General features: G+C 45.8%; 16 protein-coding genes. 11 read left to right on the plus strand and 5 right to left on the minus strand.

The window, feature by feature from the left end:
• Positions 1-89 precede the first annotated feature (89 nt).
• Positions 90-917: a glycoside hydrolase family 16 protein gene (locus tag AC1XUF_RS12240; RefSeq protein WP_483342086.1), complete on the plus strand. Its 828-nt coding sequence runs from the start codon at positions 90-92 to the stop codon at positions 915-917.
• Positions 918-920: 3 nt separating this feature from the next.
• Here the strand turns inward: AC1XUF_RS12240 and AC1XUF_RS12245 are convergent, their stop codons facing one another.
• On the minus strand, positions 921-2,087 hold the full coding sequence (locus tag AC1XUF_RS12245; protein WP_483342087.1) for a PepSY-associated TM helix domain-containing protein: 1,167 nt from the start codon (positions 2,085-2,087) through the stop codon (positions 921-923).
• 128 nt (positions 2,088-2,215) lie between these two features.
• Positions 2,216-2,848 (minus strand): carbonate dehydratase, encoded by a 633-nt coding sequence (gene can / locus AC1XUF_RS12250; RefSeq protein WP_483342088.1) that lies wholly within the window; start codon positions 2,846-2,848, stop codon positions 2,216-2,218.
• 200 nt (positions 2,849-3,048) lie between these two features.
• On the opposite strand from can, the gene ileS reads away from it, so the two are divergent.
• From ileS to AC1XUF_RS12270, 4 genes are all read left to right on the plus strand, one after another.
• On the plus strand, positions 3,049-6,477 hold the full coding sequence (gene ileS, locus AC1XUF_RS12255) for an isoleucine--tRNA ligase (protein WP_483342089.1): 3,429 nt from the start codon (positions 3,049-3,051) through the stop codon (positions 6,475-6,477).
• Positions 6,478-6,644: 167 nt separating this feature from the next.
• Entirely contained in the window at positions 6,645-7,424 is a 780-nt protein-coding gene (locus tag AC1XUF_RS12260) for a 3-hydroxyacyl-CoA dehydrogenase (RefSeq protein ID WP_483342090.1), read from the plus strand.
• Positions 7,421-7,783, plus strand: coding sequence for a hypothetical protein (locus AC1XUF_RS12265; RefSeq protein ID WP_483342091.1), 363 nt, complete (start codon positions 7,421-7,423; stop codon positions 7,781-7,783). The genes AC1XUF_RS12260 and AC1XUF_RS12265 overlap by 4 nt, the downstream gene beginning before the upstream one ends.
• Positions 7,784-7,895: 112 nt before the next feature.
• A complete protein-coding gene (locus AC1XUF_RS12270) occupies positions 7,896-8,045 on the plus strand; it encodes a hypothetical protein (RefSeq protein ID WP_483342092.1) in 150 nt (49 codons plus the stop codon).
• Between the two features lie 20 nt (positions 8,046-8,065).
• On the opposite strand, the gene AC1XUF_RS12275 is transcribed toward AC1XUF_RS12270, so the two are convergent.
• Positions 8,066-8,815, minus strand: coding sequence for a DeoR/GlpR family DNA-binding transcription regulator (locus AC1XUF_RS12275; RefSeq protein WP_483342093.1), 750 nt, complete (start codon positions 8,813-8,815; stop codon positions 8,066-8,068).
• 111 nt (positions 8,816-8,926) lie between these two features.
• Here AC1XUF_RS12275 and AC1XUF_RS12280 point away from each other — a divergent pair, with 111 nt between their 5' ends.
• Complete coding sequence (locus AC1XUF_RS12280; RefSeq protein WP_483342094.1) at positions 8,927-9,466, plus strand: 5' nucleotidase, NT5C type; 540 nt, start codon at positions 8,927-8,929, stop codon at positions 9,464-9,466.
• A gap of 408 nt (positions 9,467-9,874) precedes the next feature.
• Here AC1XUF_RS12280 and uvrB read toward each other — a convergent pair whose 3' ends face one another.
• Together uvrB and AC1XUF_RS12290 are read right to left on the minus strand one after the other, a co-directional pair.
• A complete protein-coding gene (gene uvrB / locus AC1XUF_RS12285) occupies positions 9,875-11,893 on the minus strand; it encodes an excinuclease ABC subunit UvrB (protein ID WP_483342095.1) in 2,019 nt (672 codons plus the stop codon).
• Between the two features lie 87 nt (positions 11,894-11,980).
• Positions 11,981-12,835 carry a cupin-like domain-containing protein gene (locus tag AC1XUF_RS12290; RefSeq protein WP_483342096.1) on the minus strand — a complete coding sequence of 285 codons (855 nt, stop codon included), beginning with the start codon at positions 12,833-12,835 and terminating at the stop codon, positions 11,981-11,983.
• Positions 12,836-13,013: 178 nt separating this feature from the next.
• Here AC1XUF_RS12290 and AC1XUF_RS12295 point away from each other — a divergent pair, with 178 nt between their 5' ends.
• The 5 genes from AC1XUF_RS12295 (at position 13,014) to AC1XUF_RS12315 (ending at position 17,580) form a co-directional block, all read left to right on the plus strand.
• On the plus strand, positions 13,014-13,823 hold the full coding sequence (locus AC1XUF_RS12295) for a DUF6597 domain-containing transcriptional factor (protein ID WP_483342097.1): 810 nt from the start codon (positions 13,014-13,016) through the stop codon (positions 13,821-13,823).
• 69 nt (positions 13,824-13,892) lie between these two features.
• The gene (locus AC1XUF_RS12300) at positions 13,893-14,279 is read left to right on the plus strand and encodes a VOC family protein (RefSeq protein ID WP_483342098.1); all 387 of its coding nucleotides are present in this window, start codon (positions 13,893-13,895) and stop codon (positions 14,277-14,279) included.
• 25 nt (positions 14,280-14,304) lie between these two features.
• Positions 14,305-14,643 carry an avidin-fold protein gene (locus AC1XUF_RS12305; RefSeq protein ID WP_483342099.1) on the plus strand — a complete coding sequence of 113 codons (339 nt, stop codon included), beginning with the start codon at positions 14,305-14,307 and terminating at the stop codon, positions 14,641-14,643.
• Positions 14,644-14,666: 23 nt separating this feature from the next.
• Complete coding sequence (locus AC1XUF_RS12310) at positions 14,667-15,203, plus strand: YceI family protein (RefSeq protein WP_483342100.1); 537 nt, start codon at positions 14,667-14,669, stop codon at positions 15,201-15,203.
• 109 nt (positions 15,204-15,312) lie between these two features.
• A complete protein-coding gene (locus AC1XUF_RS12315) occupies positions 15,313-17,580 on the plus strand; it encodes a TonB-dependent receptor (protein WP_483342101.1) in 2,268 nt (755 codons plus the stop codon).
• The last annotated feature ends 7 nt before the right edge of the window (positions 17,581-17,587 follow it).

Here is a 17,587-nt window from a genome sequence, read left to right on the forward strand (position 1 = left end):
CCGTTTCCATTTGTCAGGTAGATTGTACGGGCCGCCCGCTTTTCTGAGATGAATTACCTGGCGCCTTTTGAAGCCTTACTGACCGCGCAATGTCATCTACTTTCAAAATATTACTCCTTTCCGCTTTTTTCTTATCTAAACTAGCGCCCTGCAAAGCACAATGGAAACTGGTATGGGCCGATGAATTCAATACGGACGGCCCTCCTGACCCTGCCAATTGGGCGCCTGAAAAGGGTTTTACCAGAAACCATGAAGCCCAATGGTTCCAGGCGGAAAATGCTTTTTGCAAAGACGGTTACCTCATCATAGAAGCGCGAAAAGAGCGGGTTAAAAACCCAAATTATGTAGCTGGCAGCAACAATTGGAAGGAAAACAGGGAATTCGCTAAATATACGTCTGCAAGCCTGATTACCAGGGGAAAGCATAGCTGGCAGTATGGAAGATGGGAAATGAAAGCACGGATCGACACCAGGCTTGGCATGTGGCCCGCCTTCTGGTCTCTTGGGAATAAGGGCGAATGGCCCGATAACGGTGAAATCGATATCATGGAATTCTATCGGGGCACGCTCCTGGCGAATCTCGCTTGGGGATCAAATGAACAATATAAGCCTGTCTGGAATTCGGCAAAAACACCGCTGGCCAAATTCAATGATCCGGAATGGCCAAAAAAATTCCATATCTGGCGCATGGACTGGGACGAAAAATCGGTCAGGTTATATGTGGATGATACACTGCTGACCTCGCAGGATATCCATGCGGAGATGAACCTCAAAAACAAGGGCATTGCTCCTTTCAACCAGCCTCATTACATGCTTTTGACGCTGGCCATTGGCGGTGATAACGGCGGCGACCCGTCGCAAACCGAATTCCCTGCGAGATTTGAAATTGATTATGTGAAAGTTTTTCAGAAAGAATAGCGATCATCGTCCGATCAAATCAGGCTTCCTACTTTTGAGGCCCTTCTTCACTTTTTTAGAGGATTTCTTTCCGCGTCCCCACCAGATGATCGTTCCGGTCACCGGCAAACTGGCACAAATGAGGCTTGCAAAAAACATCAGCATTTTTCCGGGAAGTCCAAGAATTGCCCCTGTATGCATATCATAGTTCATCCGGCGGAGCTTTTGAGCAAAGTTGGCTTCAATGTATTTCCCGGTATAAGGGCCTTTAGCGTCAATCTTTTTTAATGAGTATTGATCAAAATAATTGTAGTCTACTTGATAATACGTTCCTTCCAGAAAATTCACATAGGAATAAATGGACTCGGACCTCAATTGCGGAAAAGAGATGTTAAGGCTCGAGTATCTGGGATATTCCTTCTGCAGAGTATACCAGGCGCGGTCCACCGCCTGCATGGGCTTCGCAACGCCAGAAACGATCGTTGTGTCCGAAGTCGGATTATAGTATTGGTCTGAGCCCTCTCCACCGGTAACCTTATATAACCCTTGTGAAAACCATTGAAACCCCCATACAAGGCCTGTTAGCGACAAGATGATACCGATTGACATCGCATAAAATCCCAGCACATTGTGCAGGTCGTAGTTTTTACGACGCCAGGCAGCACTCCATTTAATTGAGAACCTTTGTGTAGCGGCCGACTTATTCTTGGGCCACCACAATACCAGTCCGCTTACCATCATTATAAAAAAGACCAGCGTTGCAGAAGCTACCACTGGCTGGCCGATGTTTTCGGGAAGCCAGAGATAATAATGCCCATGCAGGATGAAATGAAAAAAGTCCTCGTCCTCGTCCCATACTTTGGCCACCTTTCCGTTGTATGGATTAAGATATACAACATAGTAAAATTCAGGGTCAGCATTGTAGAACCCGACCTGGGCATTTTTTCCGGGAACGTCGTATAACACGCCATTTGCCTTTTTCCCTGGCAGTTCCTTCTCCGCGATCGCCGCTAGGGCGGATGGCGGCAATAACTTTCCTGTTGCGGGTTGATCGGAAAACAGATAAGGCTGGGTAAAACTTTTGATTTCCTGCTCAAATGCCAGTATGCATCCGGTAATCGATATAACAAATACGATCATACCCGAACCAAGCCCCAGGTAAAGATGAATCTTTCCGATCAGTTTTTTCATCAACTTTGCGCCTTTCTTCTTATTTAGACTTAATCAAAATGCTAAGATATAACTTAGTGGCATTTCAAGCCTAAATAATTTCTTAAAAACCAAAGCTACTGGTCTTGGAAATGGTAAATTTCATTCATCTAATCAAAATCATACCTGTAAATCCCCTTTACCTCCGTACCAGGCGGCATATGAACAATGGTTTTGATAATCCCGTCGTGCAAGCCAAAAACCCAGCCGTGCAGTGATAATTCCTCTCCTCTGTGCCAGGCTTTCTGAACGATGGTTGTTTCCGACAGGTGATTTACCTGTTCTACCACATTTAATTCCACCAGGCGATCGAAACGTTGCTTTTCATCTTCAATAGCTTCCAGCTCGATCGAATGTTTGTCGTAAACATCCTTGATATTGCGAAGCCACTTGTTGATCAGTCCGAGGTCACTGTGGGTCATAGAAGCCCTTACCCCCCCGCATTGATAGTGACCTACTACCAGGATGTGTTTCACTTTCAGCACCTCCACCGCGTACTGCAATACACTCAGCATATTCATGTCGGTGTGGACCACAAGGTTGGCAACATTGCGGTGAACAAACATTTCGCCGGGGAGGGATCCGGTAAGGTCTTCGGCGGGTACCCGGCTATCGGAGCAGCCAATCCAAAGAAAATCCGGTTTCTGGTCTTTTGAAAGATTGGTAAAATAGTCTTCATCGAGATTGAGCTGCTCCTGAGCCCAGGTTTTATTTGCCAGCAAAAGTCGTTTATACTGTTCCATTCGATTTTTGTGTTGAGATTGTTTTCGGACCTGACTGGTCAATTTAGGCTACAATATGCTACATATTCATTTAAAGTCACCCATCCCGTTTAGGAAAAAAAAACTGTAATTTCGCACCTTTAAAAACCTGAAAGGGTTATAAAAAATAATGCGATTTACATGACAAGCTAACAGCCAGCCGCTAATAGCTACCAGCTTCTATGAAATATAACGAATATAAAAACCTGAGTTACCCGCAAATCGGGGACGAAGTCCTGCAATTCTGGAAAGATCAAAAGATTTTCGAAGCTTCGGTCGACACCCGCGAGGGAGCCCCGACATTTACGTTTTTTGAAGGCCCCCCTTCGGCAAATGGAACGCCCGGGATTCACCACGTTATGGCGCGTTCGATCAAAGATATTTTTTGCCGTTACAAAACACTGCAGGGTTTTCAGGTAAAACGTAAAGGCGGCTGGGATACGCATGGCCTGCCCGTAGAGTTGCAGGTTGAAAAAGAGCTTGGTATTACAAAAGACGATATCGGAAAAACCATTTCGGTAGCAGAATATAACGAGAGATGTCGCCAGACGGTCATGAAATTCACGGACCAGTGGAATGACCTGACCGAAAAAATGGGCTATTGGGTCGATCTCGAAGACCCCTATATCACCTATAAAAGCGAGTACATCGAAAGCCTTTGGAACCTGCTTAAAAAGCTGTACGACAAAGGGTTGCTATATAAGGGATATACTATACAGCCTTATTCCCCCGCCGCCGGAACCGGGCTTTCGTCTCATGAATTGAACATGCCGGGGACGTACAAGGACGTGAAGGATACCACCATCGTGGCCATGTTCAAAGTGACCGGCGCACAGACTTCCCCGGTATTTGGAGCGTTTGCAAATCTGGATATCCGGATATTGGCATGGACCACAACTCCCTGGACGCTTCCGGCAAACTCTGCCTTAACAGTGGGCGCCCATATCAATTATGTATTGGTAAAAACCTTCAACCCCTACACTTATGAGCCGGTTGCGGTAGTGCTGGCGAAAGACCTGCTTGGAAAGTATTTTTCTGAAAAAGGTCTGGACGGTGATTTCGAGGGATTTGCAGCCAGTGATAAAAAGCTGCTTCCCTGGTCGATATTGTCCGAGTTTAAGGGAAAAGACCTGGAAGGGGTCAAATACGAGCAGTTACTTCCGTATGTGCAGCCTGATAAGCCTGCTTTCCGGGTTATTCTGGGCGATTTTGTCACAACCGAAGACGGTACCGGTGTTGTCCATACCTCGCCAACTTTTGGCGCGGACGACTTCCGGGTTGCGCAGGCCAATGATATCCCGGCCATCATGGTCAAAGATGAGAACGGCAAAGAAGTACCGATTGTAGATCGCCGGGGACGTTTTGTGAAAGAAATAACCGATTATGCCGGCCGTTTTGTAAAACCTGAGTATTATTCCGAAGAAGAGCAAAACGACCCGGAATTCAGGGCGACCGATGTGTTGATCGCGATCAGGCTGAAAGAAGAAGGGAAAGCATTTAAAGTCGAAAAATACGAACACCCTTACCCACACTGCTGGCGCACGGACAAGCCCGTTTTATATTATCCGCTTGATAGCTGGTTTATCAGAACAACTGCATTAAAAGACAGATTGGTTGAATTGAACAAAACAATCAACTGGAAACCTGAAAGTACGGGAACCGGGCGTTTTGGCAACTGGCTCGAAAACCTGGTTGACTGGAATTTATCACGTTCGCGCTATTGGGGAACGCCACTTCCAATCTGGCGCAACGATCACGGCGATGAAGTATGTGTGGGTTCTATTGAAGAATTGAAAGATTTATTGGAAGAAGCCATCATCTCAGAGCACCTGACAAAAGAACAGGCTGCCAAAAATTCGGACTATCTTTTGAAACTGCAGCATGGTGACTTCGATTTGCACCGACCTTATGTAGACGACATCGTGCTTGTTTCTAAAAGGGGCAATGTTATGCACCGGGAACCGGATCTGATCGATGTCTGGTTCGATTCCGGGGCAATGCCGTACGCGCAGTGGCATTACCCCTTTGAGAATCAAGATATATTCAACCAGAGCTACCCAGCCGACTTTATCTCGGAAGGTGTAGACCAAACCCGCGGCTGGTTCTTCACGCTCCATGCGATCGCCGGAATGCTGTTTGACTCGGTAGCATTTAAAAATGTCGTGTCGACAGGCTTGGTTTTGGACAAAAACGGCAACAAGATGTCCAAGAGGCTCGGAAATGCTGTGGATCCTTTCAAAACAATATCGGAATATGGCCCCGACGCGACGCGCTGGTACATGATCACCAATGCCGAGCCCTGGGATAACCTGAAATTTAATATAGATGGAATTGGCGAAGTTCAGCGCAAGTTCTTTGGTACACTCGTGAATACCTATAATTTCTTTGCCTTATATGCCAATCTGGACGGATATGAATTTCACGAGACCAATTCCGTTCCAGTCGAGCAACGTACCGAACTGGACCGGTGGATCTTATCAAAACTGAATACGCTGGTAAAAGAAGTCGGTGAGCAATTTGATGACTATAACCCGACGAAAGCCGGTCGCCTGGTCCAGGATTTCGTGACCGATCAATTGTCTAACTGGTATATCCGTCTGAACCGTCGTCGTTTCTGGAACCCGTCGCAGGGGGCAGGATCAGGACTGACTGAAGATAAAAAAGCAGCTTACGAAACATTACAGCATTGCCTTGTAACTGTTTCCCAGCTTATGTCCCCAATTGCGCCTTTTTTTGCAGAATGGCTCTACAAAAGCCTGACAGACGGCGACCGGGAAGCATCTATTGTGAATAACACAGGCTATCGGTATGAGTCGGTACACCTTACCTACTGGCCGAAAATCGAAAACGAAGTGGTAGACTTGGACCTGGAACAATCAATGGAACTGGCCCAAACGATCAGTTCATTGGTACACTCGATCCGGAAAAGCCACAGGCTCAAAGTTCGCCAGCCTTTGTCGAAAATATTGATACCTGTTTTGAGCGATAAGACAAAACAGCAAATCGAGCAGGTAACTTCTATCATTCTGACAGAGGTGAATGTCAAGACGGTCGAGTTTGTCCACGACGATAGCGGTATCCTTAAAAAGAAAATCAAGCCTAACTTCAAAACCCTGGGTCCCAAATTCGGACCGCAAATGAAGGCTGTGGCGGCGGCTATTTCCGCTATGAGCGAAGCTGAAATCAAAGAAATCGAGAAGAACGGGAGAATTAGTCTGCTAACTTCCACCGCTCCTATCGACATTGCAATCAGCGATGTCGAGATCATCGCTGAAGATGTTCCTGGATGGCTGGTAGCCAGTGAAGGCGGTTTAACTGTTGCATTGGACATCACCGTTTCAGACGAATTAAGACTGGAAGGTATCGCCAGGGACTTTGTTAATCGTGTCCAAAATTTGAGAAAAGACAGCGGATTTGAAGTAACCGACAAGATCCGGATCATCTTGCAGAACAACGACAGCCTGCTCGCCAATGCCGTAACAGCCAATAAAGATTACATCTGCCAGGAAGTCCAGGCACTGGACCTGAGCTTGGTAGGCGACCTGAATGGCGAAGCCAAAGAAATTGAAATGGACGAGTTTCTATTGAAGGTGAAGATCGAGGTGGTTTAATCATAAGAATTAGGAAACCTATTCATTCTTAATGAAGAAAAGACCCAGTCCCAATTTGCAAGTGCCGGAAAACGAGATATATTTCAAAAGCATGTAGTAGTCTCGCCAATCGATAGAAATATTAAAAAACATCTTGTTACCGAACATTTGTTTAGGAAAAGTAAACAATGCAGCTAAAAAATGCCACAGCAATTATAACAGGCGGTGCTTCCGGATTAGGGGAAGCCACCGCCCGTTTGTTTTTAGAGCAAGGTGCAAATGTGGTCGCGCTCGACCTCAACGAAGCTGCCGGGGAAAAACTGGGAAGCACATATCCTGGCAAGCTTAAATTCATAAAAACCGACGTTTCCAGCGAAGCCGACGTCCAAACAGCGATTAGTACGGCCCTGGCGATATTTGGTTCATTCCAAATTGTTGTGAATTGCGCAGGTATTGCGCCTGTAGGGAAAATTGTCGGCAAGGTTGATGGCCGCTACGGACCGCATTCATTCGAGGTTTTCGAAAAAACGATCCGTACCAATCTGATAGGCACGTTTAATGTAATGCGGCTTGCCGCATTTGCAATGGAGAAAAACCAGCCCAATGAAGATGGCGAACGCGGCGTAATTATCAATACTGCCTCCGTTGCAGCTTATGATGGGCAGATGGGCCAGGTTGCTTATGCGGCAAGTAAGGGAGGTATTGTGAGTATGACGCTGCCAGTTGCACGGGACCTGGCAAAATCAGGTATCCGTGTCATGGCTATTGCGCCGGGCTTGTTTGAAACACCTTTAATGCTTGGTTTGCCCGAAGAAGCACGTATTTCGCTTGGACAACAAATTCCATTTCCTTCCCGTCTCGGTCGTCCGTCGGAATATGCAATGCTGGCCAGATCTATTGTTGAAAACCCAATGCTGAACGGCGAAGTCATTCGCCTCGACGGCGCTATCAGAATGGGACCGAGATGATGAAAGCAATACTCAGCTATTTGTTCCTTGTAGTTCTGTCGACCGGAAATGCTTTGTTTGAAGAAAACTGCAGTTCTCCATTTTACAGAATAGAGCAAACGGTTGCAGGAGGTTCAAGTGGAATATCGCGCACTCAGAGCCTATTTGACACCTACCCATCCGGGATTGGGGCAAGTTACCATTTCTCCAGGAGCAAAAATCTGCAGAATCTACATCTAAATCTGCTGGCGACAGCGCTCGAAATAGCTGTTCCCAAACCCATTGATTACCCTAATTTTTGCATTACCCATATCGTCCGCTGCCAGCATTACCGAAGCCGGACCTTGCCTTCCGAATACTCCTCCATTTCTCCTTCCTGAACAGAGTTTTCTGCTCTGTATCACTAGCCCGCAGTCAATGGCGGCTGAAATCTTCTCATCACGTCTTTTCCAGGTTCCCTTCGGGAATGTGGAATGATTTTTCAATGGAAAAATGGAAATCAGAAAAATAGTAGTCGGTGCAAAAAAATGGCTCCTGAGGTTTACAATGGCATTTATGCTCGGATTTGCAAACGCAATAAACCAGGAAACAAAAACCATGGATGATACTTCATTTAAGACTGAGCAGCCGGACAAAAAATAAAATTACTTAAACAAATCTGGTTAAATCATACGTATGCCCATCCTGGTGTAGATGCCAAAAGCTTCCTTGTCTTCCGACTGATCGGTTATGATCATCGATAACCGTTCGGTCGGGCAGACGTAGTGTGCTTCTGCAGTTCCCAGCTTTTCCATTGTCGCAAGCGCTACAATCTCTTTGCTCGAATCGACCATGGCCCGTTTTACTTCACTTTCATCGTAATCTGGCCCGGTCACGCCGAGATCCGGATGAATACTGCAGATACCCAGCAAGCAAACATCCGGTCTGAATTTTTTGAAAAACTGAATGGTATCATTGCCTATCGTGACAAAGGAAGTTTTGAGAAGACGCCCTCCGGCAAACAACACTTCTACATATTCATGCTCTTCAAGCAACGATGCAATGGGAAAGCTGTTGGTTACAACGGTAAGACGTAAATCCTTAGGCAACAGCTGTGCAATAAGCATGGCAGACGTGCCTCCGTCAAAAACCACGACCTGTCCCTCTTTCAATAATCCTACCGCCTTTTCTGCAATAATTTGCTTCCTTTCCCGGTCATGTGACATCCTGTCCCTGAAATGGTGTGGCCCGGGAGCATGCGGAACAGCGCCGCCACGCACCGATTTAAGTAAGCCCTGATCCGCCAACTCCTTTATATCCCGGCGAACTGTGTCTTCTGAGACATTTAAAAGATTGCTCAGTCCTGCTAAATGGACTTTTTGATCATGCATCAGCCTTTCAAGTATGATCTGAAAGCGTTCTTCTTTTAACATAGTAATCTGCTTTTTGCAAAATTAACAGATATTTAAAGAATATATTTGCAAAATATTGCAAATAATGAATATTTTTGGAGCACAATATTGCAAATTATAAAATCTTGGAAAATGAGTAGGAAATCAATTGCAGTCGACATGGATAATGTGATCGCCGACATTGAAACCAATTGGATCAGCAGATACAATGCAGAATTTCGCACAAAAATTTCAAAGGAAGACCTGAGAGGAAAGCCCGAAGACGAAGCTTTTCCGGATCCTGTGGGGGCGCGAAGCCTGATTTATAAGCCCGGATTTTTCAGAGATGCGCCAGTTATAACCGGAGCACAGGAAGCGCTATTGAAACTTCAGGAGCATTTTGACGTGTACATCGTTTCCGCTGCAATGGAATTCCCCAACTCCCTCCCTGAAAAATATGATTGGCTGACCGAACATTTTCCTTTCATTCATTGGAAAAATATCGTTTTCTGTGGTAACAAGCACGTTATTGCCACAGATTATCTGATTGACGATCACCTTAAGAACCTAGACTTTTGTAAAGGGAAACCAATCCTTTTCACGGCCAGCCACAATGTGGATGTACAAAAGTACCAGAGAGTTAATAATTGGTGCGAGGCATTGGAGTTACTGGAGGCTGAGTTGGCTCCATAAAATACCTCTTGCCCGAACAAACTGCGCTCAGTGAGTTACTGCTTCATAAAAAAGGCATTCGCAGCAGGAAAAACCAAGTCAAGATCCTGGCAAGATATGAAAGCTAATCGTCGGTCTTTAATAACATTCCAATTTCAAAGACAGCGTAATTGGAATTTTCAGAACCTCTTTGATTGGGATGAAGAAAAGGGACTTGGTGGTCAATTCTTAAAAAATATCCTACTCACTGAAAGTCATTGCAAACAACACCTTAAGGTTCGCTACCCAGCATAACAATGAATTCTTATTCTGACCCCTTAAAATCCTTCTCCAAATCATAGCACATTGGGTTAACAAGGATCAACCTGCGGTATTTGTAGTTTCACTTTTCGTGCAAACCGAAATTCAGTGACTACATAAATTAGTGGCTCAAACCTTCTCCTTTGCTCGATCCTTCAATTGTAGCAACTCGTCACGAAGCCTCGCAGCTTCCAGGAAGTCGAGATCCCGCGCGGCAGCTTCCATTTTTCTTTGCGTTTCAGCTATGAGCTTCTGAAGATCATTTTTACCCATATATTGAACAACAGGATCAGCGGCAATGCGCACTTCGCTTGGCTCGACATATACTTTCCGAATTTTGGAATCAGCCACCGAGGTCTGTTCCATGATCGCCTCCCTGGATTTCAAGATGGTTTTGGGGACAATGCCGTTTTCAATGTTATATTCAATCTGAATGCTCCGACGGCGGTTTGTTTCATCGATTGCCAGTTGCATGGAACCGGTGATCACGTCTGCATACATAATTACCTTTCCCCGGTCATTCCGCGCTGCTCGACCGATTGTCTGGATCATCGAGCGGGTATCCCGTAAAAATCCTTCCTTGTCCGCATCCATGATTGCCACGAGGGAAACTTCCGGCAGATCCAATCCTTCTCTCAGTAAATTGACGCCTACAAGGACATCAAAAACACCAAGCCGCAATTCACGCAGAATTTCAACCCGGTCCAGGGTCTTGACTTCCGAGTGGATATAACGGCATTTTATACCCACCCTATCCAGGTATTTGCTCAGTTCCTCCGCCATTCTTTTCGTTAGGGTGGTAATCAGCACCCTGTCACCCATCTTGATTCGCTTCGTAATTTCTTCTAAAAGGTCATCGATCTGATTCAGACTTGGCCTCACTTCAATTTCCGGATCCAGCAATCCTGTTGGCCGGATAATTTGCTCCACAACGACCCCCTCGGATTTCCTCAATTCGTAATCGGCCGGCGTGGCGCTCACAAAAATGGTTTGGGGTGTCATATCTTCAAACTCCTGGAATGTCAGTGGGCGGTTATCCAGTGCGGAAGGCAGACGGAATCCATATTCCACCAGCTGCTCTTTCCGGGAACGGTCGCCACCCCACATCGCCCGTATCTGCGGCATGGTAACGTGACTTTCATCCACCACCATCAGAAAATCATCCGGAAAGTAATCCAACAGGCAAAATGGCCTTTGCCCGGGCAGCCGGCGGTCGAAGTAACGGGAATAATTCTCGATCCCGGAACAATAACCCAGTTCGCGCATCATTTCCATATCAAACTCCGTGCGCTCTTTTACCCGCTCTGCCTCAGCCAATCTACCCTCCTTTGTGAAGTATTTGATCTGCATGGCCAGGTCATCCTGGATCTCTTTAATAGATTGCATCAGCACATCGCGACCGGTCACGAACAGGTTTGCCGGAAAGATTGCAATGGCCCGGTCGGAAGATATTTTCTTACCTGTTTCGGGTTCGATACGCTGGATTTCCTCGATTTCATCCCCGAAAAAAATAAAACGGTAAGCAAAATCAGCATACCCCGGAAAAACGTCCACCGTATCACCCTTTACTCTGAAAGTACCTCTGTTGAATTCAACTTCTGTTCTGCTGTATAAAATCTCCACCAGCCTGAACAAGAACTGGTTACGACTAACGATATCGCCAACTTTCGCACTTACAATGCTTTTCTTGTATTCGTTCGGGTTTCCGGCACCATATATGCAGGAAACAGAAGCCACGACAACAACGTCGCGCCTCCCGCTCATCAATGAAGAAACGGTGTGCAGCCGGAGTTTTTCGATTTCCTGATTAATCGCCAGATCCTTCTCTATGTAGGTATTGGTACTCGAAATGAAGGCTTCCGGCTGGTAATAGTCGTAGTAACTGATGAAGTATTCGACTGCGTTATTGGGGAAAAACTGTTTGAATTCGCCGTATAATTGTGCGGCTAGTGTCTTGTTGTGGCTGAGTACAAGTGTGGGTTTGTTAACGCGGGAAATTACATTGGCAACTGTAAAAGTTTTCCCGGAGCCAGTTACACCGAGCAGGGTTTGGGAAGGTTCCCCGGCCTCAATTCCCTGAACTAATTGGTCAATTGCATCTGGCTGATCGCCTGTAGGTAAGTAATTGGAAGTGAGTTCGAAGTCCATAGTAAGTTAAAAAGCCGTACCTGAGTAAACGCATTTCAAAGATAGATTAGTTCTTTCAAACGGGTAATTCCGGTACGGCCCTTTCACTTATGCTTGTTGTCTCAGCACAGATTCCGCGTTTTCGACCGCTTTCTTTTCTTTCCAGTGCTGCCATTCAAGACCAAGCAACTTGGTCATGCTTTTATCCACAAACGTGTGGCGTACCAGGTTCATACCACCTCGTACTGCGGTAAAAATGGAGTTATTAGCCCTCAATGCCAGACTGAAGCCGCCATCCACATAACGGATATAATGCCACCACAATGAAGGAATGAAAATGGTTTCGCCGTGGTACAATGTGGTTTCGTGGCCTACAGCCCCTTTAAGTGCCGGAAAACGTTCGTAATCGGGGTTCAGAGGATCCACTTTGCTCATCACCGTGAAGGGGTGGTGATAAAGTCTGCGGCTTTCTTCAGGGGAAAACAAAATGAGCTGTTTGCGCGTCTGAAATTGTGTTAAGAACACATTGGAGCAATCCATATCATAATGCAAACTGGTGATAGAACCCTCGCCCCCAAAAAATACGAATTTATAATATTTCAGGAAGCCGTCCATGATCGTTGGAAAACGTATATCGTTGGCCAACTCGGGGATTTTTTTGAAAATATCAAAAAGAAAAATACGAAGATCGGTAGGCCCGTTTTCTATCAGGGTAAGATAGTCCCCAAACTTCATTGTCTTGGCTATCTGAAAATACTTGTCGGCGTCGTGAATGTGGTTATCGACCAGCGGGACATCCAGGCTCCCGTGATTTTCCCTGAGCCACTCAAAAGTCCATTTTTCAATTGCAGGCCAGTCCTTTGCAAGATCGGTAAAAACAACAGGCTTACTTGGCTTCAAATAATTTTCAATAAATTCTTCACGGGTAAGCCCGCTTCGCTTCTCTATGGGCACTAATTTCATAATAGAAACAGAGTAATTGGTAATCGACTATGTTAAGATATCGTCAGATCGAATGTCAACAACGTCCATTACGATGCATTTTTGCTGTACGTATATCTGATCAAATGTATTAAAGAGATTTCAAAAATATAAATTTCATCGTTACCTTTCTTTTCCGGCTTTCTGAAACGTCCATGTAATGAAATACCTCACTTTCAATCCCCCACCTTACCTTGCCAGTTTTGTCAGGTACTATTGGGCACTTGAAAATGAAGTTTCAGCCGGATCACCGTACTTTCACAGGACAATGGCCGACGGCTGCGCCGAGCTAATCTTTCATTACCAGGGAAGGTTCGACGAAATTGCCGCTGACCAGACAACAGTTCTTTCCTTTACGTCGGGCATCTCAGGGCCAACGAAGCGTTTCAGAAGATTTGCAATCGGCGAAAACTTCGGAATCTTTGGTGTCTATTTATATCCATTTGCTATTCCGGCGCTTTTTGGAGTTCCTGCTGCCGAAGTTTGTGACGAAATGCCCGACCTCATTACTTTTCTGGGTCAACCCGGCGCCGATCTTGAAGAAAAAATGATGCTCGCTCCCGACAACCTGACACGGGTCGAAATCGTTTCAGGATTTTTGAAATCCTGTCTCAATCGGTCGCAAGTGCAGGAACCAGCTGTTTTTTCTGTGATTAACCAGATCATTCAAGGTAACGGTCTGTCCAGTATACCGGATCTTGCTGCGCAAAGCTTCCTTTCCACGCGGCAGTTCGAGAGAAAATTCAAAGAGTTTTCGGGCCTCAGCCCCAAATTATTCACTCGCATTATCCGTTTTCACGGTGCTATGAATGCTTATGGCGACCGAGGCAAGACGCTCACCCAAATCGCGTACGACTGCGGCTATTACGATCAATCCCATTTTATTCATGAATTCAGGGCTTTTTCCGGCCAGCATCCCCGGGAATATTTTTCTGGTAAGACAGAGAGCACCGAATATCGGGATGTATGAATGTCGTATTTTTCCAATTTTGATCTCGTACCTGCATTTACATTTGCTTAAACAATAAACAAAAAAGCAATGAGCACTGTAAAAATCCCCAATGGCCATCAGGCCGTAATGCCCTATCTTATGCTGGATGGCGCTACAAAATTCAAAGCATTCACGGTAAACGCGCTGGGTGCCGAAGTTACTTCGACGCATTACCACGACAATGAACCCGAAATGATCAAACATTCGGAGCTGAGGATCAATGGGAGCACCATCATGTTTTGCGACAGCCGTCCGGAATGGCCCGCCCATCCCGCTAACCTGTTTTTGTATGTGGCAAATGCTGATGACACTTATCAAAAAGCGCTAGAAGCCGGCGCGACAAGTGTGATGGAGCCCGCGGATCAGGATTATGGCCGCAGCTGTGGGGTGACAGACCCTTGTGGCAACGTTTGGTGGATTACCTCCGTATTATAGTCAGCAGAATTAAACTTTTTAACCTGTGATCAATTACAATAATAAAATTTTTGTAGCTGTTTCTAATTCAGAAAATGGCGAAGTCGATTCGGGAATGGAGTTTCTGTATCATCAGTCGGGCAGTATCGTTACATCGACTTACCATGGCGATAAGATCCTTTATGGTCATCTTATCGCTTTGGTGGATAAAACCGGAAACCTTGACATGCGTTATCACCAGGTCAATCTGAAGGGTGAGATCATGACGGGAACCTGCCATTCGACACCAGAAATTTTGCCCGATGGCAAGATCCGTCTTCATGAAAAATGGAAATGGACATCGGGTGATTTTTCCGAAGGGGAATCACTTTTGGAAGAAAAATAAATCACAGACTTACGATCAAACTCATGAACACCCTGAAAAACCTGTCTTTTACCCTAATGGCAATCTTTTGCTCAGTTACTTGCTTCGGACAAACGTCGAAGATAGTTTCAGGAGCTACAAGTTTCAGCGTCAAATTTATCCTGGGAACTTGCAACGGCACTTTCGATGGCCCCAGGGGGACCGCAATTTTCGATGAAAAGAATGTCGGAGCGTCATCATTTGACTTGAAAGTGGCCGCCGCCAGCTTCAAAACCAATAATAACTCAAGGGACAAGGACATGAAGAGTGATAAATACTTTTATGTTGAAAAGTACCCTGACATCCATTTCAAATCTTCCAGAGTCGAAAAAAAAGACTCCAAATTCCAGGCAACCGGCACACTTACCATGCGCGATGTTTCTAAAACCGTCACTCTGCCTTTTGAGGCAAAAAAGAATGCGGATGGTAGCTATTCGCTGACGAGCACGTTTGAAATCAACCGTCTGGACTTCAAAATTGGCGAGAAAGACTGGAAGCTGAAAGACATTGTAACCGTCACGCTTTCAGCCATTATCAAATAAGTTTCTTTTATTTTCAATAGGGCTCATCTAAAAAATTTAAATGTTTAATTGTAATTAGTCTAAATAATATTTTTATTCGCAAAATATATTTAGTCTAAATAATTATTCGATGAGATATCTCTTTACCGTTCTGTTCATTTTGCTCTCTTTTACGATAGCTGATGCACAAACCAGCGGCACGGTGCAAGGCAGGCTTATTTCGCAAGATGGAATGCCGTTGAGTGGTGTGAGCGTATACCTCAAAGGAACTCCTCACGGAACCGAAACTGCCGAAAATGGCACATTTTCTCTCAAAGCCCCTGTCGGCAACTACACGCTGATCGCCAAAACAATTGGAAATAAAGACAAACAGACGGCGGTAGAGATCATATCCGATAAAACACTGAAGTTAGCAGACATCGTGTTTTCTGAAACCCCGCTGGTATTGAATGAAATGGTCATTACAGGCCAGTCTGAGTCACAATCACTTAGAAAGTCAGTTTACCAAGTAAGGACCATAGATAGTGAAAGAATCAGGCAACGCGGCGCAACCAATCTGCAGACAATCCTGAATACCGAACTTGGTATACGCTTTTCCAATGATCTCACACTCGGAACCACTGATATTCAGCTGATGGGTATGACGGGCCAGAGTGTCAAAATACTGCTGGACGGCGTTCCGATGGTCGACCGCGGAAGTACGCGCGAAAGTCTGGGCCAGATCGACATCAATACCATCGAACGTATAGAGATCGTCGAAGGGCCGATGTCGGTGATCTATGGGACAGACGCATTGGCAGGCGTTATCAACATTATTACCAAGAAAGGGCGCAGCGGCTCCAATATCACCTTAAATGCGCGGATGCAGGAGGAAACGGCAGGCGAAGAATACGATGCATTCACCAAACGCGGCACACATAATCAAAGCGTAGGAGTAACCTGGCAGAACCTGCACTTACAGTTAACCGGTAATGTTACCAGGAATAATTTCGGCGGATGGCAGGGGGCTTCTGCGGGCAGGGCGAAAGACTGGATGCCCAAAGATCAAATGTTTTACACAGCAGGAGCGGGATATCAAAGCAATAGATGGAACATCTGGTATCGCTTCAACGGAACGGACGAAACGATCCAATACTTCGGTAACCGTAACCCGATCAGCGGGATAGCTGCCGACAAAGACTATCACACTTACCGGTGGTTCCACCAGTTCCAATCACAGCTTAATGTTACCGAAAAACTGAGACTCACAGGCGTTCTTTCTTATACCGACTATTCCAGAAAAACACTCAGCACCAACGTCGATTCACTGGGTCGACGGACACTTTCCCTGGATCCCGGCTCCCAGGACAAATCCATTTTCACTACTGCTTTCTTCCGCGGGACCATGTTCTACAAGTTTACCGACAGCTTTGTATTACAGGCCGGAATGGACCTTTCGGACAATAAGAGCTCAGGTGCACGAATCCAGGGCTCACCATCCATTTCGGAATATGCAGTGTTTCTGGCACCTGAGATCCGGATCGGGCACATGTTTAAACTTGCTCCCGGTTTAAGATTTCTCAAAAACTCCGTTTACGATGCTCCTCCGGTAATCCCTTCTGTAAACGGCAAGCTGGCCCTTACAAGGACACTTGATTTTCGATTTGGCTATGCACGGGGCTTCCGTTCGCCGGCTTTGAGGGAATTGTATTTCGACTTCCATGATGCCTCCCACTCCATCAGCGGCAATGTGAATCTTAAAGCGGAATACTCCAATAGTTTCAATTCGTTTCTGGTATGGCAATCGGTAACCAAGCCAAATGTGCGCGTCAGCACAACCTTGGGAGGGTTTTACAATATATTCCACAATCTCATCGATACCGGAATTGACCCAAAAAATCCGAGCGAAACGACTTACCTCAATGTGAATCTCTTTAAGACAACCGGATTTACATTGGACAACAAAATCTTCGCCAAAAATCTGCAGGCCAGCCTGGGCGGCTCATATATAGCACGTTACAATCAGTTCTCGGAATATCCGGAGGAATACGGAGCGCTGCCGCAATTTGTCTGGTCGCCAGAGATCAACGCCAATTTCCTCTATACTTTCAAAAAAATCGGTACAAGCGTTAACCTGTTTTACAAATATTCAGGCAAAAGACCGATTTACGAAATAGTCGGCCAGGTCAACGTGCACCTTGCCGAAACCGCCGCATTTCACATGGCCGACCTTACGGTAAACAAGACAATCGGCAAATACATTAACCTTATAGGTGGAGCTAAAAACCTGCTGAATGTGACTACGCTCAACAATTCTTCCACAGACACCGGCGGGGCGCATAGTACCGGTGGAGCGGTGCCGATGTCATACGGCAGGTCTTATTTTCTGGGACTTCATATTCAATGGTCAAAAAATTAAACAATAC

This window comes from Dyadobacter sp. HNCC25DJ185, from assembly GCF_056895195.1.